At 54.3% G+C, this 21,708-nt stretch carries 24 protein-coding genes and 1 tRNA gene; 6 read left to right on the top strand and 19 right to left on the bottom strand.

Annotated features, from left to right (window positions below):
- Window positions 1–122 precede the first annotated feature (122 nt).
- The 3 genes from ACERHN_RS03700 to ACERHN_RS03710 are packed head-to-tail and all read right to left on the bottom strand — an operon-like array spanning window position 123 to window position 5,236.
- Window positions 123–962 (bottom strand): phosphoadenosine phosphosulfate reductase family protein, encoded by an 840-nt coding sequence (locus ACERHN_RS03700; RefSeq protein WP_415921297.1) that lies wholly within the window; start codon window positions 960–962, stop codon window positions 123–125.
- Window positions 955–4,305, bottom strand: a complete 3,351-nt coding sequence (locus ACERHN_RS03705; RefSeq protein ID WP_415921298.1) for a hypothetical protein — start codon at window positions 4,303–4,305, stop codon at window positions 955–957. The genes ACERHN_RS03700 and ACERHN_RS03705 overlap by 8 nt, the downstream gene beginning before the upstream one ends.
- Entirely contained in the window at window positions 4,295–5,236 is a 942-nt protein-coding gene (locus ACERHN_RS03710; RefSeq protein WP_415921299.1) for a DUF4007 family protein, read from the bottom strand. Before ACERHN_RS03710 ends, ACERHN_RS03705 begins: the two co-directional genes overlap by 11 nt.
- Window positions 5,237–5,363: 127 nt before the next feature.
- Here ACERHN_RS03710 and ACERHN_RS03715 point away from each other — a divergent pair, with 127 nt between their 5' ends.
- Together ACERHN_RS03715 and ACERHN_RS03720 are read left to right on the top strand one after the other, a co-directional pair.
- Window positions 5,364–6,506, top strand: a complete 1,143-nt coding sequence (locus ACERHN_RS03715; RefSeq protein ID WP_415921300.1) for a cysteine desulfurase family protein — start codon at window positions 5,364–5,366, stop codon at window positions 6,504–6,506.
- Between the two features lie 71 nt (window positions 6,507–6,577).
- Window positions 6,578–8,605, top strand: coding sequence for a DNA phosphorothioation-associated putative methyltransferase (locus tag ACERHN_RS03720; RefSeq protein WP_415921301.1), 2,028 nt, complete (start codon window positions 6,578–6,580; stop codon window positions 8,603–8,605).
- A gap of 102 nt (window positions 8,606–8,707) precedes the next feature.
- Here the strand turns inward: ACERHN_RS03720 and ACERHN_RS03725 are convergent, their stop codons facing one another.
- The 3 genes from ACERHN_RS03725 to ACERHN_RS03735 all read right to left on the bottom strand — a co-directional run bounded on the left by ACERHN_RS03725 (window position 8,708) and on the right by ACERHN_RS03735 (window position 9,915).
- Window positions 8,708–9,175 carry a metallophosphoesterase gene (locus ACERHN_RS03725; RefSeq protein WP_415921302.1) on the bottom strand — a complete coding sequence of 156 codons (468 nt, stop codon included), beginning with the start codon at window positions 9,173–9,175 and terminating at the stop codon, window positions 8,708–8,710.
- 102 nt (window positions 9,176–9,277) lie between these two features.
- Window positions 9,278–9,601 carry a hypothetical protein gene (locus tag ACERHN_RS03730; protein WP_415921303.1) on the bottom strand — a complete coding sequence of 108 codons (324 nt, stop codon included), beginning with the start codon at window positions 9,599–9,601 and terminating at the stop codon, window positions 9,278–9,280.
- The gene (locus ACERHN_RS03735) at window positions 9,598–9,915 is read right to left on the bottom strand and encodes a hypothetical protein (RefSeq protein WP_415921304.1); all 318 of its coding nucleotides are present in this window, start codon (window positions 9,913–9,915) and stop codon (window positions 9,598–9,600) included. The genes ACERHN_RS03730 and ACERHN_RS03735 overlap by 4 nt, the downstream gene beginning before the upstream one ends.
- Before the next feature lie 77 nt (window positions 9,916–9,992).
- Here ACERHN_RS03735 and ACERHN_RS03740 point away from each other — a divergent pair, with 77 nt between their 5' ends.
- Window positions 9,993–10,208 carry a helix-turn-helix domain-containing protein gene (locus ACERHN_RS03740; RefSeq protein ID WP_415921305.1) on the top strand — a complete coding sequence of 72 codons (216 nt, stop codon included), beginning with the start codon at window positions 9,993–9,995 and terminating at the stop codon, window positions 10,206–10,208.
- 76 nt (window positions 10,209–10,284) lie between these two features.
- Complete coding sequence (locus ACERHN_RS03745) at window positions 10,285–10,542, top strand: helix-turn-helix domain-containing protein (protein ID WP_415921306.1); 258 nt, start codon at window positions 10,285–10,287, stop codon at window positions 10,540–10,542.
- A gap of 3 nt (window positions 10,543–10,545) precedes the next feature.
- Here ACERHN_RS03745 and ACERHN_RS03750 read toward each other — a convergent pair whose 3' ends face one another.
- The 12 genes from ACERHN_RS03750 to ychF all read right to left on the bottom strand — a co-directional run bounded on the left by ACERHN_RS03750 (window position 10,546) and on the right by ychF (window position 19,615).
- On the bottom strand, window positions 10,546–10,866 hold the full coding sequence (locus tag ACERHN_RS03750) for a hypothetical protein (protein ID WP_415921307.1): 321 nt from the start codon (window positions 10,864–10,866) through the stop codon (window positions 10,546–10,548).
- Complete coding sequence (locus ACERHN_RS03755; RefSeq protein ID WP_415921308.1) at window positions 10,863–11,612, bottom strand: division plane positioning ATPase MipZ; 750 nt, start codon at window positions 11,610–11,612, stop codon at window positions 10,863–10,865. Before ACERHN_RS03755 ends, ACERHN_RS03750 begins: the two co-directional genes overlap by 4 nt.
- Window positions 11,613–11,649: 37 nt before the next feature.
- On the bottom strand, window positions 11,650–11,988 hold the full coding sequence (locus tag ACERHN_RS03760; RefSeq protein WP_415921309.1) for a hypothetical protein: 339 nt from the start codon (window positions 11,986–11,988) through the stop codon (window positions 11,650–11,652).
- Window positions 11,989–12,537, bottom strand: coding sequence for a hypothetical protein (locus ACERHN_RS03765; RefSeq protein ID WP_415921310.1), 549 nt, complete (start codon window positions 12,535–12,537; stop codon window positions 11,989–11,991).
- 744 nt (window positions 12,538–13,281) lie between these two features.
- Window positions 13,282–13,626: a plasmid mobilization protein gene (locus tag ACERHN_RS03770; RefSeq protein ID WP_415921311.1), complete on the bottom strand. Its 345-nt coding sequence runs from the start codon at window positions 13,624–13,626 to the stop codon at window positions 13,282–13,284.
- Window positions 13,627–13,739: 113 nt separating this feature from the next.
- A complete protein-coding gene (locus ACERHN_RS03775) occupies window positions 13,740–14,612 on the bottom strand; it encodes a hypothetical protein (protein ID WP_415921312.1) in 873 nt (290 codons plus the stop codon).
- A 42-nt stretch (window positions 14,613–14,654) separates the two neighbouring features.
- Entirely contained in the window at window positions 14,655–14,930 is a 276-nt protein-coding gene (locus ACERHN_RS03780) for a hypothetical protein (protein ID WP_415921313.1), read from the bottom strand.
- Window positions 14,927–15,625 carry a hypothetical protein gene (locus ACERHN_RS03785; RefSeq protein ID WP_415921314.1) on the bottom strand — a complete coding sequence of 233 codons (699 nt, stop codon included), beginning with the start codon at window positions 15,623–15,625 and terminating at the stop codon, window positions 14,927–14,929. The genes ACERHN_RS03780 and ACERHN_RS03785 overlap by 4 nt, the downstream gene beginning before the upstream one ends.
- Entirely contained in the window at window positions 15,618–16,811 is a 1,194-nt protein-coding gene (locus ACERHN_RS03790) for a tyrosine-type recombinase/integrase (RefSeq protein ID WP_415921315.1), read from the bottom strand. Before ACERHN_RS03790 ends, ACERHN_RS03785 begins: the two co-directional genes overlap by 8 nt.
- A gap of 440 nt (window positions 16,812–17,251) precedes the next feature.
- Window positions 17,252–17,341 (bottom strand) — tRNA-Ser (locus ACERHN_RS03795).
- 178 nt (window positions 17,342–17,519) lie between these two features.
- On the bottom strand, window positions 17,520–18,521 hold the full coding sequence (locus ACERHN_RS03800) for a glycosyl transferase family 90 (RefSeq protein ID WP_415921316.1): 1,002 nt from the start codon (window positions 18,519–18,521) through the stop codon (window positions 17,520–17,522).
- Entirely contained in the window at window positions 18,518–19,615 is a 1,098-nt protein-coding gene (gene ychF, locus ACERHN_RS03805) for a redox-regulated ATPase YchF (protein ID WP_415921317.1), read from the bottom strand. Before ychF ends, ACERHN_RS03800 begins: the two co-directional genes overlap by 4 nt.
- A 128-nt stretch (window positions 19,616–19,743) precedes the next feature.
- Here ychF and trpA point away from each other — a divergent pair, with 128 nt between their 5' ends.
- The gene (gene trpA, locus ACERHN_RS03810; RefSeq protein ID WP_415921318.1) at window positions 19,744–20,538 is read left to right on the top strand and encodes a tryptophan synthase subunit alpha; all 795 of its coding nucleotides are present in this window, start codon (window positions 19,744–19,746) and stop codon (window positions 20,536–20,538) included.
- Between the two features lie 110 nt (window positions 20,539–20,648).
- Complete coding sequence (locus ACERHN_RS03815; protein ID WP_415921319.1) at window positions 20,649–21,083, top strand: hypothetical protein; 435 nt, start codon at window positions 20,649–20,651, stop codon at window positions 21,081–21,083.
- Here ACERHN_RS03815 and ACERHN_RS03820 read toward each other — a convergent pair.
- Window positions 21,066–21,707, bottom strand: coding sequence for a (d)CMP kinase (locus ACERHN_RS03820; protein ID WP_415921320.1), 642 nt, complete (start codon window positions 21,705–21,707; stop codon window positions 21,066–21,068). The genes ACERHN_RS03815 and ACERHN_RS03820 overlap by 18 nt on opposite strands.
- Between the last annotated feature and the right edge of the window lies 1 nt (window position 21,708).

Consider the following 21,708-nt stretch of genomic DNA (forward strand, 5'->3'; position numbering starts at 1 on the left):
TCTGTATGGTTTCCTGGCGACTTGCGCAAAACACGCAGTTAAGTGATCACGCTTGAAGCTGCCAGTCTGCAAATCAGGGTCCAAGGACCTTCAGAACAACATTCTACGATCGTCCATGTGAGTCACTTATGGCAGGCCAAACAAACCTTTTGTTGGCCATAGATCTCATCCAAATCGACTACCCCTTTGTCTGGCCGCAACGGATCAACCTTCCTTTTTGCCTTAGCTCTTTCGACGCGTCTTTTGTGGTCTGCCCGGATCTGCGCCATGCGTTCTGGTTGTTCTAGCTCAAGCAGCGTCTCTCCCTCACTCCAAGAGAAAGGTGAGCCGTGTTCGAGGGAGGTTTTCTCCATCTGCTTTGCTCTTTCGAAGGCTTCAGGATGACGTTCTTTTAAACCAACCCATTCAATCTTTTGCTGAAAAAAGCAAAAAGTGCAGCCACTGCGGGACCGCCAATCATAGTATGCTGGCAAGCCAAGACCAGAGTTTTCTAGAATTTCAAAGACACCAGCTTTATCAATCCCATCATCTTTGAAGGGCAACTTGGTAATCAAACCCTTGTTCTTCGAGCTGAGGCCTTGGCGAAAATCTTCGTCAGCCCGGATCGCGACATAACTGTATACAGTGTAGCCTTGGTCCGTAAATTCAGATCTCACCCACTTTTCAAATGGTTTAATCTTTAGATCTTTCGTACACCAGCGTGTTTGAGCTGACGGAAGGAACTGATTGTACTGAGCGAGGTAGAACTTAAAATCTCGTCCCGGGTCCAGGTACCTGATCTTCTTACCAAGAAAACCCTCGAGCATCGTTAGGTACTCATACACCTCGTCGAGTTCTTCCCCCGTATCTGTGAAGAAGTAGTCTACATCCAGTTCGGGGTAAGTCTGGCTCATATAGATAGCAAGGGCGGAGCTGTCTTTACCGCCGGACAAACCAAGGACATGTTTTGTTCTGTCAGCCATCTACTTCCTCGCTTGTGTTGGATGATTTCATCCTCGCCGCCCCCACTTTTGCTAGTGCAGCTAGGATCACGTTTCTGCCGGTGTCTTCTGCAGCCTTTTGCAAAACTTCTTCAATCTTTCGAGTGAGTTTGTTCACCTCCTCACTGTCGGAGTCCAAAACATCAAATTCTTCCATCACTGGCGTTGGCCGATCATCAATGCTGACGATCAAGGCCATTGCAGAACGCTTGTCCTTACGCCCTGCTACACGTGCAACGGACTCGTGTTGGTTGAACTGCTGGGCTAGCAATGTAAGCTGCACGTTTGCCCGGTCTATGTCGCTATCAATCCAGGCCTTAGCCGGCTTGTTGATGCCCAATCCAGCGAGTGCCTCCATCGACTGTAGATCATCACTAAAGCTTGTAAGTTGGGTGATGAAAGATCGAAGCCTCAAGTCGCCTGCGACATCTTTGATATTTTTCGCGCGATCATTCAGTTCTCGGTAAGCTCTCGCAGTGCGTCCGTGCACTTGTAACTCGTTCAGAATATGCTCTCGCATTCTGTCCAGCATTGCTGGGTAAGCAGCGCGGATTTCGACGAGTCCCTCTTTGATGTTCTGAGCAATTTCAGAGATCCCCTGGTCAGTGAGGATATCGATATCCTTTCCGTATAGACCGGGGATGTCATCAAACGCGAACTTTTGTGGGTCATTGGACCTCTTGAAGAGTGCTCTGACTTTTTTCGCGTGCTCTGGAAGACGTGCAGTTCGTTGAACCCAAGGCGCAGAACTCTCATAAGCTGCGATGAGAGCGCGTCCGACTTCGAGCGGACTCAGAGTGGCGATAGGTTTGTCAACTATCTCGCCAACTGCGTTCGCCAGCTCGGTCAGTAACTTTTGGGTCGTTCGGTTCATTTCGATCCAGCGTAGCTGAACCATTTGCGGCGCTCTAAGAACGTAGTCCACATCGACATCCGAAATGGTCGATAGAAAGATACCTTCTCTGTAGTGTGACAGGTTCCTGCGCTCGGCCAACATGAAAAGCACCGCCAAGAATGGCATCAAACCGTCCTTCAACCCGAAGGGAGGCGCGCGCCATAAGTCATAAACATCGGTAAGTTGCACATTGCGATTTCCTCGCTTCTTCAGAAAAGTCTTTGTCGCTTTCCAGATGGGCAGAAGGTTCGCGGGGTCGTTACCCGAAGGAGGCACAAATTGCCATTTTCCCTCATTCTCTATGTACAGCTTGTTGGCTTCAACGAGAGAAACGAATAACGCTCTTTCAGCCGGGAATTTTTCGAACCCAAGCCCGGCAGTACCCTCCTTGAGAACGGCGGCATGTAACAGCAACTTAAGGGCCGAATTGGCAGATGCTGATGGTTTGGCGCGGTTCAAAAGTTCGTTGTTCAACCTTGGTGCGAGTGTAAACCTGCGGTCTGCCATCTCTGACGCCAAAACTGTGAGATTTCGGCGAGCTAGTTCTGGAAGATCATCAATACCAGTTTGCCATTCTGCGCTTGCAATCAAAAGCCAGACCTCTTGCTCAATCCGGCCACCAATTGCCTCAAGACGATCATTCAGCTCCCGGCGCGCAATCTTGTCACGGTGAATCTCAGCACTGGATGCCAAGATATCCTTCAAAGCGGAGTGCTCTTTTGCAAGTGCTACAAGGTTCCTAGATTTTTCGGATCTCAAAACCGCAAAATCGCCTGCCCACCCATACTCTCCGAAGTCCTCAACGATACTCGGCGTGGCGTCGTCGAGTGCAATGATAAAGGCCCCGAAACATCCGTTTGTGGGCGCAAACTGTGTAACATAGCTCTCTACTTGGCTTTCGAGCATGACCTTCAGCTCACACCAGCGCAGAGCGCCAGTTTCACGGTAATGTCGTTTGGCCACGATATTTGGCGAAGACAGCGCATTGGAGATTGAGCTTAGGTCGAAGTTTGATCTTTCTCTTAAGGCCTCATTCAGTGCTGCCTCGATATCAAAATCGCTACCATCAAAGAGAGAGTAAGTACCTCTGAACTTTCGGAAAACAACAATTGATGCAGCCTCAAGTTCTGACAAAATGCCCGCCGCAACAGAACTTGACTGGTTTGTCGCTAGGCAAAGTGCACCTAGCGTTGCACCTATTCCGGTCTGCTTTTGAGTCAGTTCTAAGATAGCAAGCGACTTGAGCAATTGGACACCGAGTTCACCACCATCTTTCGCTTCCCACCGCGCAATCGCATCCCTCGCATTTGCAAAGTGATGGCTATCCAATGAGACGGCGATGGCTGCTTGCAGATTGAAATCTATGTAATCCCAAAAGTCAGCCAGTCCGTAGTCTTTTGGATCTTCTTTGCTTGCCTTCTCAAGGTAGTCCTGAAAGCCAAACAGTTCTGAAGAACCTAGAAAACTGAAAATACTACGCTGGTTTTGGCCATAGCTCCGTCGAGAAGCAGGCCCGAGTACCAATGCAACAAGCGGATTAAGTGGCCAGGCGCTGGTAAGTAGCTCTTTTGAAATCGTAGGTACGCCACGCCGAGCCTCAGCAAGGAGCTCCAAAGCAGCTTGTGCATTCTGCTTGGCACGGTCCGGATAGTCTTCAGAAATGATCGCTTTGCTCACCAGTTCGAGTTGCTCATCCCCAGATACGTTTACGGGAATATCAATGAAGCGACCTTGTATCTTTCCCCACTCGTCCTTGATATCGCGCGCTAATCGGCTTGCATATTCTTGAAACGCTTGATGAAGGATGCCGACGACGACTAGGCGACCGTTGCTTCTCGAAGCAGCCTCTCCAAGCAACTGGAAGAAATATGCATCGCCTGATGACGATGCGGCGTGCTCTAGCAGCTTCCCCATTTCATCCAAAAAGAGGACTAACCCTCCGGAGTTTTCAGCGTCTGAGGAAGCAAGATCTTGCAAGTAATCAATAACTTTCTCAGGCCTATCAAACTTCCGTTGACGTACCGCTAGTCCCGCATCCTTGATGCCATCACCAATGAGTTGAAAGGGTTCTGCACTTCGCCCTACGATCGACACACATTTCCATCCGTCGCGCTTCGGAGGGAGAAGACTCCATAGCTCTTTCGCAAACTCTGGATCGGTCTTGCGTGCGGCCGACGCTCGTTCTTGCTTACTTCCACTCAACAAAGCTGAAAGGGCTAGTGCGAGGCTCGATTTCCCACTGCCATAGGGACCGGTCCAAGTGAACGCGCCTTGTCCGCTCTCAGATTGTTGATGTGAAAAGTTGCGGAGAATTTCTCGTACCGAGGATGAGAAAACAAAGCCCTCCAGGGCTTCAGTCCGATCATCTTGATCAATACGAACAGATCGTAGAAACCGCCCATTCACCGACACAATTTCGTTAAGCGGCATATGATCCCCTCAAAGTGGAAATGTCGGTAGACCACAGCCTCTCTACAAATTCTCTGTCGAATGCCGCATTCCTAAGAAGTTGCTTCAATCCTGCCGTCTCAGACCATGAAATCAAACCATCTGTCATCTCAGTGACATCAGCCAACCGATCAATCAGATCTCCCTCTTCAAGAACGAAAACCCTTCCAGGTGATCCGGGATCAAGTAACATTGATTGAACGCTAAGCGTATTTGCGGAGGATGCGCGTTCCCAAAAATCCAGGACCGCAAAGAGAAAAACGCCATTCGAGAGGCTTGGCTTACGCCCCAAATTCATAGCGAACTTTCCGTTCGAGCGCCGCCGGATTAAACCAAGTTCGGTCAGAGGAGAATTGAACGCCTCCTCACTTGGGCCACGTTTTGGCGCACTAGGCACATAGTTTGCTAACAAGACGTTAATATCGTTGGATAAAGTTTTTTCTTTCGGCACCTTCCAACCACGCTGATCAACGAAGTCCATCAATCTTCGCAGAACGGTATCGCGGTCAAAGTTTGGTTCATTAAAAACGTTGAACAGCCAGTAGGTACCTGTGTGCTTGGGGTTGGAGGCAATATCCCAATGAATTTTCCAAAGAGATGATGCGCTCTCAAGGTATGGATCACAACCGTTGGGCCCGAGTAACCGCTGACCGAATTCGGTCGTTTTTACATCTTTGCCATCCGTGGCGAGAATGCCCGTGACTTGGGCCCAAAAGCGAATGGCAGCCACCATATTTTTACCCACACCAAAGTGCGCAATGGCTTCGCTCTCGGCAAAAATTTTCTTGTTATTTGATCCACTCGAGTCAACAGCCTCAAAAGCCTTTTCCAACCACCCGTATCGCAAAGGGAAGGTCTCGTGGCCCGAGAACTGCGGCTTGTAGTCTCGTGTGAATGCTGTCTGTTTTTTCATGTTACTACTACCCCGCGTGTGGGTTGTTATAGCGATCTTCCACGAGGAGGGTCAACGTGTTCCTGGTGCTTGACCCCAGGAACAAACGCAGTCTATGGATGGTGCTCTGTTTGTCAGGAAAATCCCTTTGACCATCTACCTTGATCATCAAGCAAGCACGCCAATCCTACCGTCTGTTCATGCAGCAATGCAGCCGTTTTGGTCTGAATTTCACGGCAATCCACACTCCTCTGAGCACGCCAAAGGTTGGTCGGCCTACAAGGCGATCGAGGAATCGAGGGCAAAAGTGGCGGCTCTGATTGGAGTCGATCCGGATGAGATCATTTTTACATCGGGCGCAACTGAAGCTAACAATCTTGCCATCAAGTGTCTGAAGGCTCCGGAACAACAGCGGGGTCAGCGTACAAAGATCCTAGTTTCTGCGACCGAGCATAAATGTGTGTTGGAAAGTGCCAACTATCTTGCCAAGATAACGGGCTGTGCGGTTCGAGAGGTACCGGTCGACGAGAAGGGTCATGTAGAACTCGACAAACTGCGAGACATGCTAAGCGATGATGTCTTGTTGGTGAGTGTGGCATTGGTCAACAATGAGATCGGGACCATCCAAGATCTTGCATCAATATCAGCACTTTGCGGTGATATGGGCACGATCCTCCACTCCGACTTCGCGCAGGCACCAAGCGCAGTCAACCTCCAAGAATATTCAGATATGGCTGACATGGTTAGTCTGTCGGGGCATAAATTTGGTGGGCCAATGGGTATTGGGGCGCTCTATGTGAGCCGAGAGCTGAAGGACCGGATTGAACCTCTGTTTCACGGAGGTGGACAAGAGGGCGGGCTTCGGTCCGGCACACTGCCCCTTCCCTTGTGTGTTGGTCTTGGCTCAGCGGCGGAGTTCCATTCTTCTGAAGCCGGATCTGCTTTGAGAGCGCGGGTCGCAGGTCTAAGAAATCTCTTCGTGGACAAACTGCGATCGAACCGCGACCATATTGGGTTGAATGGAGATAAGCTTTACTCCCGTCATCCTGGCAATGCGAATCTAAGGTTCGAAGGACGAGATGCGGGAGAAATGCTCCAACGACTACAACCCATCGTGTCAGCTTCTACGGGTTCGGCCTGCTCTTCGGGAATTTCGGAGCCAAGCTACGTCCTCCGTGCAATCGGGCTCACATCGGATGAAGCGCAAGCCTCCATACGCTTTAGTTTTGGGCACACCAATACATCAGATGAAGTCCTAGAAGCCGCAGAGGCCATCATAGCAGTACTCTAGATCGATCGCCCCTCGGTCAGGTAGGATGTTTCAAAAGAACCTTTAGAAAGATCCAAACCGAGGGGTGAAACTTGCAAAACGATAGGCCTCTCAAAAATGCTGTTGGAAAAAAGGTAGGCCAGGCGATCTACGTGCACCGTAGCGCGGTCGATCACCTTCAGACGAGCGCAAAGGATAATCTGAGCCTTGCACTGCAAAGAGTTCCGGAAGATTTCCAATGGTCAGTGCTGAAGGTCTCGCGGCAAAATGACCAGACCTTCTCTTTCTTGGACTATCAAGACTTCAGCACCGTGGCTTTTCCAGAGCTGCGGGCAAGCCTGCTCGTCAACCTCTCGGAACAAGGCGCAAAACTGAGAAAGTACTCTGACGCAAACCCACCCATTCTCCACAGAAAGGAGCTACTCCTCGCCCCGGATCATCCGCAAAGAGATGAATTTGCAAAGCTGACGCAGTTCTTAGAGAGCAAGGGGCTCTTTAAGAACATGTCAAACAAAGGAACGCGGCGGATTTGGATGAAGACATTGGCCGAAGCCGGATTGGCCGTCAAAGGTCCACACATCGTGCAGATCGATTTGGTCTCAGAAGAGTCCGCCACGAAATTAGCCGATGACATGAATGGCCCAGAGAAAAACACTGTTAAGCGCCACAAAACAGCGATCACGCGAGCCGCGCTCTCAGTGCCAATGTACCTGTTGTTTACAAGTGGTCTGATCCGTCGCGATAGAACCGTTTTGGACTATGGGTGCGGCCAAGGTGATGACATCCGAGCCCTACAGTCTGATGGCTATACCGTCGAAGGTTGGGATCCCCACTATCGACCAGATCCTAGTGCTCTGAAAAAGAGCCAGATCACCAATCTTGGATTTGTCCTCAACGTAATCGAAGACCCTGAAGAGCGGGCAGAGGCACTTAGGCGCGCTTTCAGCTTAGCGGAGCTCTGTTTGGCCGTATCCGTCATGTTGTACGGCAAGGCTGACCTGAGTGGCGTGCGGCCCTACCGCGACGGATACTTGACGTCCCGACAGACATTCCAAAAGTATTATACCCAATCAGAACTTAGAGACTTCATCAGCGGCGTTTTGAATGTCGAGCCCATAGCCGTAGGCCAAGGTATATTTTTGGTATTTCGGGACGAGTTAGAAGAGCAAAGATATCTTCTAAGGCGTCAAATTGGCTTCAGGGGTCGCGAACACCGAGCCGTTCCAAAACCAAGCGCCCCGCTAAAACCTACCCCAAGGGAATCCACCGGAAAGCTCAGCAAAACAACCATCCAAGACCTGGCCGCAGAGATCAGGGCCTATGGCCGTCAGCTCGACCCCTCAGAACTCCCAAAAAGTCTTGCGGCAAGGCTTTCACGATCGAAACAAGGCCTTCAGTATGCGGCAAGTCTTGCAATTGCAGACATAGGTCATGAAGAACTTGAAAAGATCGTCGCTGCAAAAACGGAGGATCTAAGCCTCCACTTTGCAATGCACGCATTCTCGCAAAGAAGATCTTATAGTTCATTTCCTCCTGAGCTGAGGCGCGACATTCGGGCTTTCTTTGGCAGTCACAAAAGAGCAAAGGAAGCCGGTCAAGCGCTCCTCTATTCGATCGGCAACCAAAACCTTCTTTTAGAAGATGCGGCTACAGCAGCCGCTGCTGGGCTTGGACACTTTGAACAGGGTAGGTTTCAATTTCCCGCTGATAGGCGACAACAGCTGTCCGTCAGGCTTCGAGGGTTCGTGGCACTCGCAGAGAGACTAGCCGGTGATCTGTCCGAAGCAACTTTGCTTAAAATACACATCAAGAGCCGCAAGCTGACTGCGCTCAGTTATGCCGATTTTGAGACGTCCTTTTTGCCGCGCCTTATGAACCGGGTAAAAGTTGAGTTCGACACGTTCAATGTGTCTGCGATTGACCATTCCACGACCAATGATGTGCGTCTTCTTTATCTTAAGTCCCGTTACATGGCCTCCGATGACCCTATGAGAAATGCCCAAATCGCGTTCGATCGCAAAGTTCAAGCTTTAGATTCACTGAATTTTGCGAATGAAGGACCTAGCTTGCGTGATTTCGCAGATGCCCTAACGAAAGCGGGCGTGAAAATTCCAAGTTGATCTAAGGCAAGTGCCAACTTGGAGTTCTGTGATTTCACGACGCTCTGTTTCGCCGTGGCAAAAAAGATGGAGGCCGCTATGCGAATTGGGAGAAACAAGCCATTACGAGCGCTCCGCATCACCCCAGTGTTTGTTGACCGGCATTTGCTTGGCAATCCGCTCTACCTGCCGGAACTCAACCGGCATAAACTCCCACTGATCCACGCCAACATTCACGGCGTTGCGGGTGCCTTTCCAGCGGTCGTGCACATGACCAAACAGATGCAGGGAGCCTTTCCTAGCCCCATTCCAAGTGATCATCGGAAAATGGCAGAGCGTGTGTGCCAAGCCCTCCTTGCCGTCCTTGACCTGCGCGATGTCGGACACGCTGTCCCACGGCAAAGCCTGCGTCAGCTCCAGATCGTGGTTTCCCACAACAAGATGCTTTCGCGCGCCGGGCAGCTGCCCAAATAGAGCTTCAAGATAGCCCGCATCCTTTGCCTTTGGCCCATGTGCGAAATCGCCAACGATCCAAAGGTCGTCTTCTGGCTGCACGACCTTCCACATGTTCTCGATCAAGACCGCTTCCATGTGCCCGGCATCGCGAAACGGACGGTTGCACAGTGCAATCACCTTTTCATGCCCAAAATGGGTGTCTGCCGTGTACCAGTGCGCCATCCTGCGCGTCCTTCGCTATTGGTTTCGGAACCATTGCTGCTCGCCTTTGGCCCATTTGCCATAGAGAGCGCCCAAGGCAAAGCCAAAGGCGGCGACGATCAGCCCGAGCCACCAGTCGCCTGCCCCGGCGAACATCGCGCCGAACATGAAAACAGCACCGACCACGCCGAGCCCGTAAAACATGATAGACCGAGCCTTGACCTGATGCGTTTGTTTCACGCCGTCCGCGCGACCGTTGATAAGGATGCCCTTGTAGGCTTGGCACCCGGAACAAGCGATCGCGTCTGCGGGAAGCTCGGTTTGACAGAACGGGCAGGTTTGCCATTGTTCATCGGTCATTTGCGCGCTCCCGCGTTCGCGTGCATCGGATGGGCAAGCATCTCTTTCGCCTTCTCGTGAAACTGAGGGTGCAGCAGGCACATCTGTTCAATACGTTTCGCCTGCTTCAGGTTCGCATGCCCGCCGTCTTCCCGCTTTTGGAATGCTGTCAGCATAAAGCCCAGCAGGTGGTCGAATTTGCTGATGTGCCGCTGCGCATACTCCACACTCACGTCACTCGCTTTCAGTCGAAGGGTCTTGTGGAGATGTGGATCGAGATCGAGGTCCGGATGCTTGCCGGTTGTCTCAATCAAGTGCTGTTCGAACAGGTTCATGGTCATTTTCTCTGTGATCTCCAAAATGATACGATAAGTCCGTGGACGATTGAACCTCTTTTTCGCCCGATACGGGGATGGAGAAAAGCTTCACGATCAAGGATTTCGGCGACCGCCTGAGAGAGCTGCGCAAACAGCGTGGGTATTCTCAGGAAGGGTTTGCCCATGCCGTTGATCTTGACCGCACCTACATCGGCGGGATCGAGCGTGGAGAGCGCAACCCTGGTCTCAAGGTGATCATCAAGATCGCTGATGCTCTTGAGATTGAAGCTGCCGAGCTGTTTCAAAAGTAGCCTCTATCAATGACTATAGTAAAAATATGACTATAGTCATTGGAGTGCGAGAACAAGCTCCCCGATACCCTTGGGGATGGAACGTGTTAACGAAAACCTGGTCCGCGAATTCGCGAAGCTGCTGAAACAGCGCAGAAAAATGGCGGGATTGTCTCAGGAAGAGCTGGCCTTTAGAGCCGATTTGTCGGTCAGCTACATCTCTTTGCTAGAGACCAGCAATCGGCAACCGACGCTGACCGTCATACATGCCTTATGCGAGCAGCTTGATATAAGCTTGGTTGAGTTTTTCCAACAGCTTGAAGATCATATGACTGAAGCAGACCGGAAAACCTGAAAGCTAGCGCTTCTGCTTATCCAGCAGTTCAACCGCATATTCCAGTGTTTCCCCAAGCCCCCAGCCGTGTTCGTCAGCAATGCGGCAGTAGGCTTCAATCGTCTCTGGTTTCGCTTTGATATTGAGCTGCGCGTTCCGCCCAGTGCGTCGTCGCCGCAAAGGTTTTTGCTGATGCCCTTCCCGAATGAAACCGGCTTGGGCTGCCGCGCCCCGTGCGGCCTCCGTTTGCCTTTTGAGATCAGCGCCAACAGCGTCTGCGGATCCGATCTTACTTAGGTCGTCCAGTTCATCCGAAAATCCGATCTTCGCGCGCGATTTGGTCAAGCGAGCTCCTCCATCTTTCGCAAACTCCGCACCACCTCCCCTGCGAACTGACGGGCATTTTCTTTTGCTTTGTCCAAGTTGCTTACCAAGTCAGGGTCCAAATCGGACAACCCTCCGCCAAAATCGAACAAGTCCCTAAACGCTGCACGCTCAACAATTGCCGTTTCCAGTACACCGACCTGAGCTTCAGAGAGCTGATGTCTGACGTTCTTCATAGATCGGGTTAGGATCGCGGCGTTGGTACGCGTGAAAACTACTGAATGCCGGATAGGGCGGCGCAGCATGACAGATTGGTTTCTTATCAACTTCAAAGTCTTTGCAGCGCCTTTCGCATCCATCGTGGACGCCTGCAAAGGGATCAGAACCAAATCTGACATCCCGACGGCTTGAGCAACAAGCAAACTCGCCGTACCCTCGAGATCAACGATAACGAACTGGGCGCGTTGCGCTGCCTCTGCAATCGCTTCAACGATCTGTTCTGAACTGGTACAAGAGGTGACCGATAGCCCTTTTGGTTCGGGACCCAACGCGGCCCACTGCCTGATCCACTGTTCGGGGTCAGCGTCGATGACTTCCACCGTTCCACCGCTTTCGGCAAGTTGAGTAGCCAAAATCAAGGCGCTTGTGCTTTTGCCTGCCCCGCCTTTTGGGTTGGCAAATGAGATAACCGGCATTTTCAGAACTTTCCGAGTAGCTGTTTGGGAACTGGTAGCTATCTGGTAGCTACCAGTTGCCTTTGGTTTCATGGTGATGGCCAGGTCGGGCGATGACTGGTTGGTTTGGCTACGTCTCGCCGTTTATCCAGCGATATGCTTTGCGAAGTCGGCTCTGTGCGTCTTGAAGCTGGTCGATCTGGGCGTCCGAGATTTTCTCTGCGGTCTGTGCGTTCTCGCCACCATCTGTGAAGGCTTGCCACGAAGACATCAAAGCCTCCTGCGAGTCTGCCAAAACTGATACGCAGTAGATCAAATCCCGTGACACAAGCTTGGTCTGCTCCGTCAACTTTCGTTCCAACACGATCAGTGCGCTTTCGGACGCTTTCAGTTGCTGCGTTGAGGCTTCGCAGGCACGCGTCAGCTCTTCGACGTAAGTCAGCAATTCTTGTTCTAGCGGCGTCAGCATTTAAGAGACCTCCACTTGTAAGGTTGCGCAAAGCAAAGTCGGTTTCAAGCCGATGCCGCCACTCCGTATATGGACTAAGATATCTGTTCTTTGGGTCGTGCTTTGTCCGCCAAGGGAATTCGACCTCGAACTCCTTTGCAGTGATAGATCGTCCGGCGTCTTCATGGCCCAAGACAGTATGATCGCCGTCGCCAATAGGCTGCCCACCATTGCCGAGATCGCGGCTATGACCATCGGCAGTGCGATCAACGTCGCGCTCCCCCGCAGCCAATCCATTCTGGCCTCGTGGACCGTCTCGCTCGCCTGCGCTGCCTTGTCCGCCCAAACCGCGTTCTGTTTGGCGACTGCTGCCACTTTCTGGTCCATCGCCGTCGCGAACTGATCGATAGCGTTCTCTATTGTAAGTTGCGCGTTTTTCACACGCTTTTCGATATCGTCGGTGTAGGTCTTCAGCGTTGCATCGAGCGAGGCGCTTTCCTGATCCACCGCCTGCTGCGCTTTCTGCTGCAACCTCTCGGTCAATCTGTTTCTCGATCGTCCAGTCTTCATGAAAAAACGTCCCCTTTAAGCGCATCCGTTCCCCTGTTTCAGGGTCTAGTGCGGTAATGTACTTTTGCCCGGCGCGTGGCACTTCGAACCCTTGACCCTCGAGAGTGGCGACCATCGAAGCCCGATCTGAGATCAATCCATCCGCAATGCGGTCAGTGATCCAGTCGTGCAGCTGCTCACGCGTCTTTGCTCTACTGGTAGCTTCGAAAATGGGTTTAGCCTCGGACGCCCGTTCAGGATCCTCCGGATCGGCCCAGCCATGCGCCTTGTTGAGGTGATCCCGAAGCGCGTCAAAGTCCCGCTGATAGCCGGGCGGGGCTATGTTGAGGCTCTTCCCAGTTCGCAACTCTTGCCGCACCGTGCAGAAGTGCAGCTCGACGCGACCTTCATGCTGATGGCGCACCCATAGACAGTCATATTGGCCGCGCTCTAAACCCGCGAACGCAAGCTCCTCAAACGCATCAATCGCGGCGCTTTGGTCGTCTTCACTCGGTGCATCATCACGCGTGAAAGACATGACGCCAGATCGGTAGCTCCATTTGTGCCGGCAGGTGTCTATTAAGATGGACGTGTTGCTCGGGTCACCTCGCAACACCGTCGGTTTCGGACGACGTTCAACCATGAGAGGTTCGCCATCCGCATTGCGAATGAGGTCGCGGTTCTCATCGTAGAGGCGGACCTCATCAGCAATCAGATAACCAACTGGCCCCAAGCCGCCACCGGTGCCGGATGAGAAGAACTGTATCAACATATCCGCTCAAACTTGGAAATGTCCAATTCAGCAGAGTTGAGCATGCGCCGAAGTTCGATCAGTGCAGCGACGAAAGAAAGTCCAACCCTATGATCCAACTGTCCGTTTTTTGTCGCAGACCTTACATCACGCGCGATGTCTTCAAGAACGAGGCAGCAGCTTGCAATTTTTCGAATTTGTAACTGCGAGACGCGGGGAACAGATTTGCGGCGGTGTGTCGTCACAAGGCCCAATTGCTCTCGTAACAACGCAGATACTGGAATGCCCTCGGCTTCAGCTTTCTCCCTGATCTCGAGCTTTTCGGACTTCGTACACCGAATGTCGATCTTCTCCGTCAACGCATTCTCAGCGCCTCGAAGAGGCTGGTTGGGGTTGGAAGGGGAGGCTTGCCGCCCCTCCCAAGGCCCCGCGTCGCCCGACGTGGGTCGCCTTGCTCTAGACTCAGATTGCTTCATGCTCGCCTCACGATGGCTTCGTGAACGGAAACACCAGCAGCTTCCAGTTCGGCAACGGTGACAAGTTTTCGGTCCAGAAGCGTCTTGACCTGGAACTGTGAGATGTGCGCGCACATCGGATCTTTGGCACTGATCCACTTCCGACACCGTTCGAGTGATGTTTCTATTGCCGCCATCTTCGCTTCGCGGTCAGATCGCAGCTGCCTGAGGATTGGGTTCCATCGCCGCTGGCGGAACCAGTTATCTGCGAAACACACCTTGTCACGAGAGTGGGTCTTCGTTGTCTGCGCGTACTGGATAACAGCCTGAACAATGTCCTCTGACGGCGTTCCAGCACGCACTGCACGCTTGAACTCACATCGACAGAATTCCTCTTCTCGCCGCTTGTCGACCGGGAATGCACGCCAAGCTTTTTTAAAATTGTCGTCGGCATCCGATGGGGACTTTAAGGGGGTTTCAGGGGTGTTTGTAGCTACTGGGGACCTGTGGGGGCCGCTCTCATAGACCCGCCCCCCCGGCTCCGCAGACACCGGGGTGATACCAGTGTCAGGTATTTCATCGACCTCGGTAGTAGGATCTTTTGGATGGAGCTTTTCGACAGCATCGAGCGCAATTTTATACACCGCAGTATATCCGTAATCGTGATGCCGCCGGCCCGTTTTGACAAGAATTCCCTCTTTCAGAAGACGACCAACAGCCTTCTTGACCGTGCTGATATTGAGCTCGGTTTCACGCGCTATTCGACCTTTGGAACACCAAATCCCAGTTCCATCCTTGCTGGCCCTCTCCGCCATATATGCCAAAACATGCTTATGACTGGCGTTGCCTAGAACAGCCTTTCGGCATGCTCGGATGACGTCGAAGCTCATCGCATCAAGCCCTGAGTCAGATGGAAGGGAATAGGGGCGTGCTTAGGCGGCATCGTTGGTCACAACCTTATTGCTTGCAAACCAAGCGTTCAGGTCGTCGCCCGCGTATTTCACTTTCCTGCCGATCTTAAAATAGCTTGGCCCGGTGCGTTTGTGCCTCCATTGTGCACGACGTGAGCGGCTACCAATCAAGTCGAGTTCATGATCCGTATCGTCATAAATCCTACCGGACTCAAAGATATCGCACATATTTGAAGCTCCTTTTTCGGTGTCGATTGGAGCATGCTGCAACCGAACAAGAACGAAAGTAAGCGTCAAGCGTTTGGCGGTATCTCGGGCAGTTGATCCCTAAACTCACTCATGGTCACAAATTTAAGAAAAACGGGCTCAGGATTGCCGATGGGTTTCGTGGGCGAGACAGCGTCAAAAGCACTCATGATTTGCCCCCAGTTTTCCCTGCCTTGCTCATAACCGACGGGCTCAATCCCGCCAGATACCCGCAAATGGTTCACGAAAGTCATCCAAACGTAATGTGGCACCTCCGAGTATATGGCCCACAGTCTTTCCAGCTTGCGCTTGCTAAGCTTTTGTACTGATTTTGGTAGGTCTGCGAGCCGCTCGTCCTTCTCAAAACGATGCTGCAAGATTTCCCTGGCTTCGCGAAGTGCGCGGTCCTTGTTCGAACCCAAGAATATCTGATGCAGAACGCACCCAACTGGAAAAACCTCTTCTGTTAAGATCTTCCAGACGGAATTTTCTTTTTGATCTAGGAAAAAGCGTTGAGGTTCAGCCTGTCGGATGGCGGTCAATAGATGGGCAGATTGCTCTGGCTCTAACTCCTGAACGTGATCTTCAATCCAGTCCCTTAGGTGGTGGGATACAAAACCATAATACGCATCGTAAAACCTGATTTCACGCGCCCTCGAAATCAGCAGTGCGTCAATGGCATACAGTCGCGCTTCATTGCTGGAGCAATAAAACAGGTCTTCAGTCGCAACTAAAATATCAGTCATTTGGGCAAACCACACCATATGTCGCAACAAACCGGCACCATTCGCTCATAAGTTGCCGCCGCTGGTTGATTAGGTCTGAGCGGGCATACGCCCGCTCAACCTCTGTTCCGACCGTGTGAGCCAAACTGATCTCGGCAACCTCGCGGGAAAATCCAGAGTGCTCTGCTGCCCAATCGCGAAAAGTGGACCGAAAGCCGTGTACGGTGAAATCTTCAAGCTTCATGCGCCGAAGCAGCATCAGCATCGCCATGTTGCTCATCGGCCTGTGGCGCTTCTGACCTTCAAAAACGACTTCTGATCTCAGAGCTTTCAGCGGCTCAATGATTGCCAGCATCTCGTCAGTCAGTGGGACGCGATGCTCCTGATCCGCCTTCATGCGCTCCGCCGGGACGGTCCAGAGCATCTCGTCGAAATCAAACTCTTCCCAACGGGCGTGCAAAACCTCGCTGGTACGGCTGGCCGTCAGACACGTGAACATCAGCGCCTTTGCCGCCATGGCATCTTTCGTTGCCAACTGGGCGTAGAAGTCGGGCACATCCTTCCAGTGCATCGCTTTGTGGTGCTGCACCTTCTGTTTGACCTGTGGCAGCACGCGGGCGTCGCGGATCGTTGTCACGGGGTTCTCGCCATCTCGGAAGCCCTTTGACTTAGCAACGTCCAACACCGCTTTGATCCGCTGAGCGAGGCGTTTGGCTGTTTCATGCTTCTCGGTCCAGACCGGGAGCAGGACTTGCAGCACCTCGGGTTGGCCGACCTCCGACACTGGCAAGCGTCCGATTTTGGGGAAAGCGTACTCGGCCAGCGTGTTGATCCATTGCTGGCCGTGCTTTGGGTTCTTCCAGGTTGGTAGGCGCTCAATATGGACCTGGCGTGCTATCTCTTCGAAGCAAGGGATCTCTTGGCGTCCGTTGTAGCGCGGATTGATGCCCTGCTTTGCAAGGCGTCGGTATTCCAAAGCCCGGTCCCGCGCTTCGTTCAGTGTCACGACATCGGCACCGCCCAAGCCGAAGTCGGTACGTAGCGGCTTGCCTTCGCGGTTGCGCTGACCCTTTACTGTGACGCGAACGATCCAGCGCCTTGCCCCGGACGGATCGACCACAAGATACAATCCACTGCCGTCACCATGGCGGCCAGGGCCGAGGGTTCGCACCAGGTTCTTCGTGAGCTTTCCACTAAGAGCAGCCATTACAGGGGCAGCTTTCTTGTCGTCTTGAACCAGCGCTCATGCATGTCCCCCAAAAACTTTGCAGTAAGCGGAAATCCGGCTGCATCACCGATCACGGAGTCGATCCCGCAGTTTGGACAAAGAGCCGTTTCACCTTTCGGGCTTCGACGCGGGTCGACCCATTCCGTTATGGCTCTTGGTGGAAAAGTGGTCTGACAGTAGAAGCATCCACAGGTCGTGCTCGCGAGAACCTCTTCTCGGTGCATGCTAGATTTCTTGTGTGCTGCTTCCAAAACTTCAGACATCCGACCCTCAAAAATACCACGCTTTCTACCACGCAATGAACAGAAACGAGTCTAATCGAAGAAAAATCAATAGCAACAACGATTGCGAATAAAGCAACAAAAACAGCCCCGTAAGGGGCCATACAGCATCGAACACAAATAAACGAAAATGGTAGGTGGCGGAGACGAAGGGATTCGAACCCTCGAGACCCTTCCGGGCCTACTCCCTTAGCAGGGGAGCGCCTTCGACCACTCGGCCACGTCTCCGCTGCCGTGTCTATGGACAGCCACTCGGGAAAACAAGCAGAAAAGCATGATCTGCACCGCTTGAGGTTTGGCGCGCGCCTTCGAGGCCGTATTCCGTGCCACCCGCGTAAAGCCAGGATGAGGGAACGTCTGCATGCTGACTATGTCGTCGATGTGATCGAACCGCTCAGGTTGGCGGTCATGCGTGCGTCTCGATCAGGCGGCCGGCCGCTGCGGTTTCGCTTTCGAAGGTGAGGGCGCGCGCCACAGACTGGCCGGCACGCGCGATTTCGCGCGCCTCTGCCGGGTTCGACCGAACCCAGTCCACCTGCGCCTCCAAATCCGACAGATCCGCGCGGATCGGCACAAAATGCTCAAACGGGACCAGTTGATCGTAATACCACTGGCGGAACCCGAACGGACTGTCGACCTTGAGGACGCAGCACCCCATTTTCAAACGGCGCAGCAGATTGTCCCATGCGTTGGTGACACCATCGATATCGATGGCGTATTTCCGCCCGGCCCAGCTGTCTTGCGGAACAGGGTCGCCGATCAGACCCGCCGCCTCAAGCTCCGCCTGCATGATCGTGTCGCGCCCACCAACAAAGCGGAAATCTACGCCGTCCAGTTCCGCACAGAGCATCGCCATGCGCAGGCGCTGCATCACGCCAGGTGTTCGGGCCATGGCAGGATCCGTCGTAAACAAACCCTGACTGTTCGGACGTCCGCGCCAGATGATATCATCGCTGCGATCATCCCAATCCGGCGCAGCGGCCCCGATCGCATCACTGTCGGCATATCCGCGATCCCGGAAGAAATAGAAATCCGGCAGCGGCACCACATCCTCCCGGAATGTCGAATAGGCAAAGCGGGCAAAGCCGCTGCGATGACCGTCCGACACGTCACAGATGATGTGCGGCACGTTCGGCGCCTGCGCGAACCAGTGCCAATAGGCGCAGGCGCGGTGCTTCATTGAATGCGACGTTTCGCGAAAGGCGCGCAGGTCGACAAGAACGTCCAGACGGTCCGCGTCCCGGATCAGATGCATCTCATACGGTGTTTTCACCGTATCTGAATGGGCGATCCGGACGGAGGGGTATGGCAGGCCGAGGCCCGCAAAATATTTGCGCGCGTTCCTGTGCATCTTGCCGGTACGGTACGGCCACTGAACCGCCCGGCCCAGATGCATGGACGCGGTCATGTGTTGAACAGGAAATGCATCACGTCGCCGTCCTTGACGATGTACCCTTTGCCTTCCGCGCGCATCTTGCCCGCGTCCTTGGCCGCCTGTTCGCCGCCCAAAGCGACGAAGTCGTCATAGGCAATGGTTTCGGCGCGGATGAACCCTTTTTCGAAATCCCCGTGGATCACACCGGCGGCCTTGGGCGCCGTTGTCCCGGTCCGGATGGTCCAGGCACGTGCTTCCTTGGGGCCGACGGTAAAGTACGTTTCAAGATGCAACAGGTCGTAGCCTGCGCGGATCAACCGGTCGAGCCCCGCCTCCGCCAGCCCCATTTCCTCCAGGAACATCGTCGCTTCGTCGGGTTCAAGCTGGCTGATCTCTTCCTCGATCTGCGCAGAGATCACCACGTGACTGTTGCCTTGGGCCGCGGCCATCTCGGCCACTGCCGCGGCATGGGCGTTGCCGGTCGCAGCTTCCGCCTCGCCCACGTTGCAGACATAAAGAACGGGTTTCGTCGTGAGCAATTGCAGCATCGCCCAGGCTTTGGCGTCTTCGGCATCCACGTCCACAACGCGCGCGGGCTTGCCATCCTCGAGCGCAGACAGGGCCAGCCGCATCAGGCGCTCCTGCTGCACCGCTTCCTTGTCGCCACCGCGAACCTTTCGCACGATGTTCTGCAACCGTTTTTCGATGCTCTCGATATCGGCCAACATCAATTCGGTCTCGATGGTTTCGGCATCAGCGACAGGATCCACGCGTCCTTCGACATGGGTGACATCGCCGTCTTCGAAACAGCGCAGCACGTGGGCAATTGCGTCGACTTCCCGGATGTTTGCGAGAAACTGGTTGCCCAACCCCTCGCCCTTTGACGCGCCTTTGACCAGGCCGGCAATGTCGACAAAGGTCATCCGCGTCGGGATGATGGATTTTGACGCCGCAATCCCGGCCAGACGGTCCAGACGGTCGTCCGGCACAGCCACCTCGCCCACATTGGGTTCAATCGTACAGAACGGGAAATTCGCAGCCTGTGCCGCCGCCGTCTTGGTCAGCGCATTGAAAAGGGTGGACTTGCCCACATTCGGCAGACCCACGATACCCATTTTGAAACCCATAATGCGCCCTCGATTGCACGGTTTGCCTGCTTCTAGCAGGACCGGGCACAGGTGCAAGGCGGCGTCGGTCGGCCCTTGCCTTTCACGCAGGCTTGGGCCAAGGGAAACGGACCAAGAGGGAGACACGCATGAGCACGCGGATCGACGCCAAATTCGCAAGCCTGGCCGCCGAAGGGCGCAAGGCATTTGTGGCCTATGTCATGGCGGGGGATCCCGACTTTGATACCTCTCTCGAGATTGTGCGCGGGCTGCCGGATGCGGGTGTGGACGTGATCGAACTTGGTCTGCCCTTTACCGATCCGATGGCCGATGGACCAACGATCCAGCTGGCCGGGCAACGCGCCCTGGGTTCGGGTATGACACTGGACCGCACGCTGGAACTGGCGCGGGCCTTTCGCGAAAACGATAGCACAACGCCCATCGTGATGATGGGATATTACAACCCGATCTACGCCCGCGGCGTGGACCAGTTCCTGAGCGACGCAAAGGACGCAGGTATCGACGGGCTGATCGTTGTCGATCTGCCGCCCGAAGAAGACAGCGAACTGTGCCTGCCTGCGCAAGCGGCGGGCCTGAACTTCATTCGGCTTGCGACCCCAACCACGGATGATGCGCGCCTGCCGCGCGTGCTGCAAAACACCTCTGGCTTTGTCTACTACGTGTCGATCACCGGGATCACCGGCGCCGCCGAAGCCGAGGCGGGCGATGTCGGACCGGAGGTGGCGCGGATCAAGGCGGCCACGGATCTGCCCGTGATCGTGGGGTTTGGCATCAACACGCCGGAAAAGGCGCGCGGGATTGCCGGTATCGCGGATGGCGCGGTCGTCGGCTCCGCCATCGTAAGCCGCATCGGCGCAGGAGACGCACCGGCAGATGTCCTGAAATTCGTGGCCACCCTGTCGGCAGGCGCGCACAGCGCCTGAGCCAATCCCAATGGTCAACATTATTCTCGCCATGCGGGAAAATATTGAATTCGTTGAGTTTTCCGAAATCTGTGTCACACTGGCGCTAACTCACGTCACATGACACTCACATGTTACAAAATGAACCGACTGCCAGAGATGTCTCGGAGCATCTGCTTGACCTGTCAGGTCAAGCACTGATGACTGGCGACATGTCCGCTTTTGCGGATTGTGTTGCCTTTCCATTTGAGCTGGTAACAGCGTCCGGACGCCGCGTACTCGAGGCGCCCGAAGACTTGACGTCGATTTTGTCAGCCATGCACAACCACTTGCAGCAGATGGGGGTCACCATCTTGGCCCGCCATTGCGTTGCCGCTGAATACCGCACGCCGGATGAAATCGTGGCCACCCACGAAACAAGACTGATCAGCAATGGGCTGTTGATCGAGGACCCGTTCCCGACGCTTTCCGTCCTGATACGCACCCCGGACGGGGCGTGGAAAATCAGATCGTCTTCATACGACGTGCCCCGCGGATCAATCTACGAATCAGCGCTCGACGCCTAGGCCAAGCGCAGACCGTGCTGCCGCCACCACGGCTATGGCCGCAGCGACCGCTGCGTCCACGGTCATTTCCGACGTGTCCAGCACATGGGCCGTATCCGCGGCCCGCATCGGCGCGGTGGCCCGGTCCGCATCCCGCGCGTCCCGCGCCCGCACATCCTCGAGCACAGTGGCAAGATCCGCATCCGCGCCACGGCCCAGCAATTCGGCATGGCGACGCGCCGCGCGCACCTCTGCCGATGCCGTCACAAAAAGCTTGGCCTCCGCCTGAGGGCAGATCACCGTCCCGATGTCACGTCCGTCCAGCACCGCGCCACCGGCACGACGCGCAAACGCACGTTGAAAATCCAGCAGGGCCGCACGCACTTCGGGGATGACGGCCACCTTGCTGGCGGCTTGCGCAACATCTGCGGTGCGCAAATCGTCCCGTTCAAGCGCGTCCGGAGTGAGCGTTTGGGCCGCTTCGATCGGGTCCGCGCCGGTCAACATTTGCGCCCCGATGGCGCGGTAGAGCAACCCGGTGTCCAGATGTGCCAGCCCGAACCGCGCCGCAACCGCGCGCGCAACCGTGCCCTTGCCCGCCGCGGCAGGCCCGTCAATCGCAACTGTGAACGGTGCCGTGGTCATG

This window comes from Tateyamaria rhodophyticola, assembly GCF_047777875.1.
In the GTDB taxonomy this organism is placed as follows: domain Bacteria; phylum Pseudomonadota; class Alphaproteobacteria; order Rhodobacterales; family Rhodobacteraceae; genus Tateyamaria.

What these genes read in the sequence shown, in the direction of transcription:
- ACERHN_RS03745 (WP_415921306.1), top strand. Translation starts at nt 10,285, where the DNA reads ATGGAACGTGTTAACGAAAACCTGGTCCGCGAATTCGCGAAGCTGCTG.
- trpA (WP_415921318.1), top strand. Translation starts at nt 19,744, where the DNA reads ATGAGCACGCGGATCGACGCCAAATTCGCAAGCCTGGCCGCCGAAGGG.
- ACERHN_RS03725 (WP_415921302.1), bottom strand. Translation starts at nt 9,175, where the DNA reads ATGGAAGCGGTCTTGATCGAGAACATGTGGAAGGTCGTGCAGCCAGAA.
- ACERHN_RS03785 (WP_415921314.1), bottom strand. Translation starts at nt 15,625, where the DNA reads ATGACTGATATTTTAGTTGCGACTGAAGACCTGTTTTATTGCTCCAGC.
- ACERHN_RS03730 (WP_415921303.1), bottom strand. Translation starts at nt 9,601, where the DNA reads ATGACCGATGAACAATGGCAAACCTGCCCGTTCTGTCAAACCGAGCTT.
- ACERHN_RS03735 (WP_415921304.1), bottom strand. Translation starts at nt 9,915, where the DNA reads ATGAACCTGTTCGAACAGCACTTGATTGAGACAACCGGCAAGCATCCG.
- ACERHN_RS03820 (WP_415921320.1), bottom strand. Translation starts at nt 21,707, where the DNA reads ATGACCACGGCACCGTTCACAGTTGCGATTGACGGGCCTGCCGCGGCG.
- ACERHN_RS03755 (WP_415921308.1), bottom strand. Translation starts at nt 11,612, where the DNA reads ATGAAACCAAAGGCAACTGGTAGCTACCAGATAGCTACCAGTTCCCAA.
- ACERHN_RS03740 (WP_415921305.1), top strand. Translation starts at nt 9,993, where the DNA reads ATGGAGAAAAGCTTCACGATCAAGGATTTCGGCGACCGCCTGAGAGAG.
- ACERHN_RS03760 (WP_415921309.1), bottom strand. Translation starts at nt 11,988, where the DNA reads ATGCTGACGCCGCTAGAACAAGAATTGCTGACTTACGTCGAAGAGCTG.
- ACERHN_RS03765 (WP_415921310.1), bottom strand. Translation starts at nt 12,537, where the DNA reads ATGAAGACTGGACGATCGAGAAACAGATTGACCGAGAGGTTGCAGCAG.
- ACERHN_RS03705 (WP_415921298.1), bottom strand. Translation starts at nt 4,305, where the DNA reads ATGCCGCTTAACGAAATTGTGTCGGTGAATGGGCGGTTTCTACGATCT.
- ACERHN_RS03790 (WP_415921315.1), bottom strand. Translation starts at nt 16,811, where the DNA reads ATGGCTGCTCTTAGTGGAAAGCTCACGAAGAACCTGGTGCGAACCCTC.
- ACERHN_RS03700 (WP_415921297.1), bottom strand. Translation starts at nt 962, where the DNA reads ATGGCTGACAGAACAAAACATGTCCTTGGTTTGTCCGGCGGTAAAGAC.
- ACERHN_RS03800 (WP_415921316.1), bottom strand. Translation starts at nt 18,521, where the DNA reads ATGACCGCGTCCATGCATCTGGGCCGGGCGGTTCAGTGGCCGTACCGT.
- ACERHN_RS03710 (WP_415921299.1), bottom strand. Translation starts at nt 5,236, where the DNA reads ATGAAAAAACAGACAGCATTCACACGAGACTACAAGCCGCAGTTCTCG.
- ychF (WP_415921317.1), bottom strand. Translation starts at nt 19,615, where the DNA reads ATGGGTTTCAAAATGGGTATCGTGGGTCTGCCGAATGTGGGCAAGTCC.
- ACERHN_RS03775 (WP_415921312.1), bottom strand. Translation starts at nt 14,612, where the DNA reads ATGAGCTTCGACGTCATCCGAGCATGCCGAAAGGCTGTTCTAGGCAAC.
- ACERHN_RS03815 (WP_415921319.1), top strand. Translation starts at nt 20,649, where the DNA reads ATGTTACAAAATGAACCGACTGCCAGAGATGTCTCGGAGCATCTGCTT.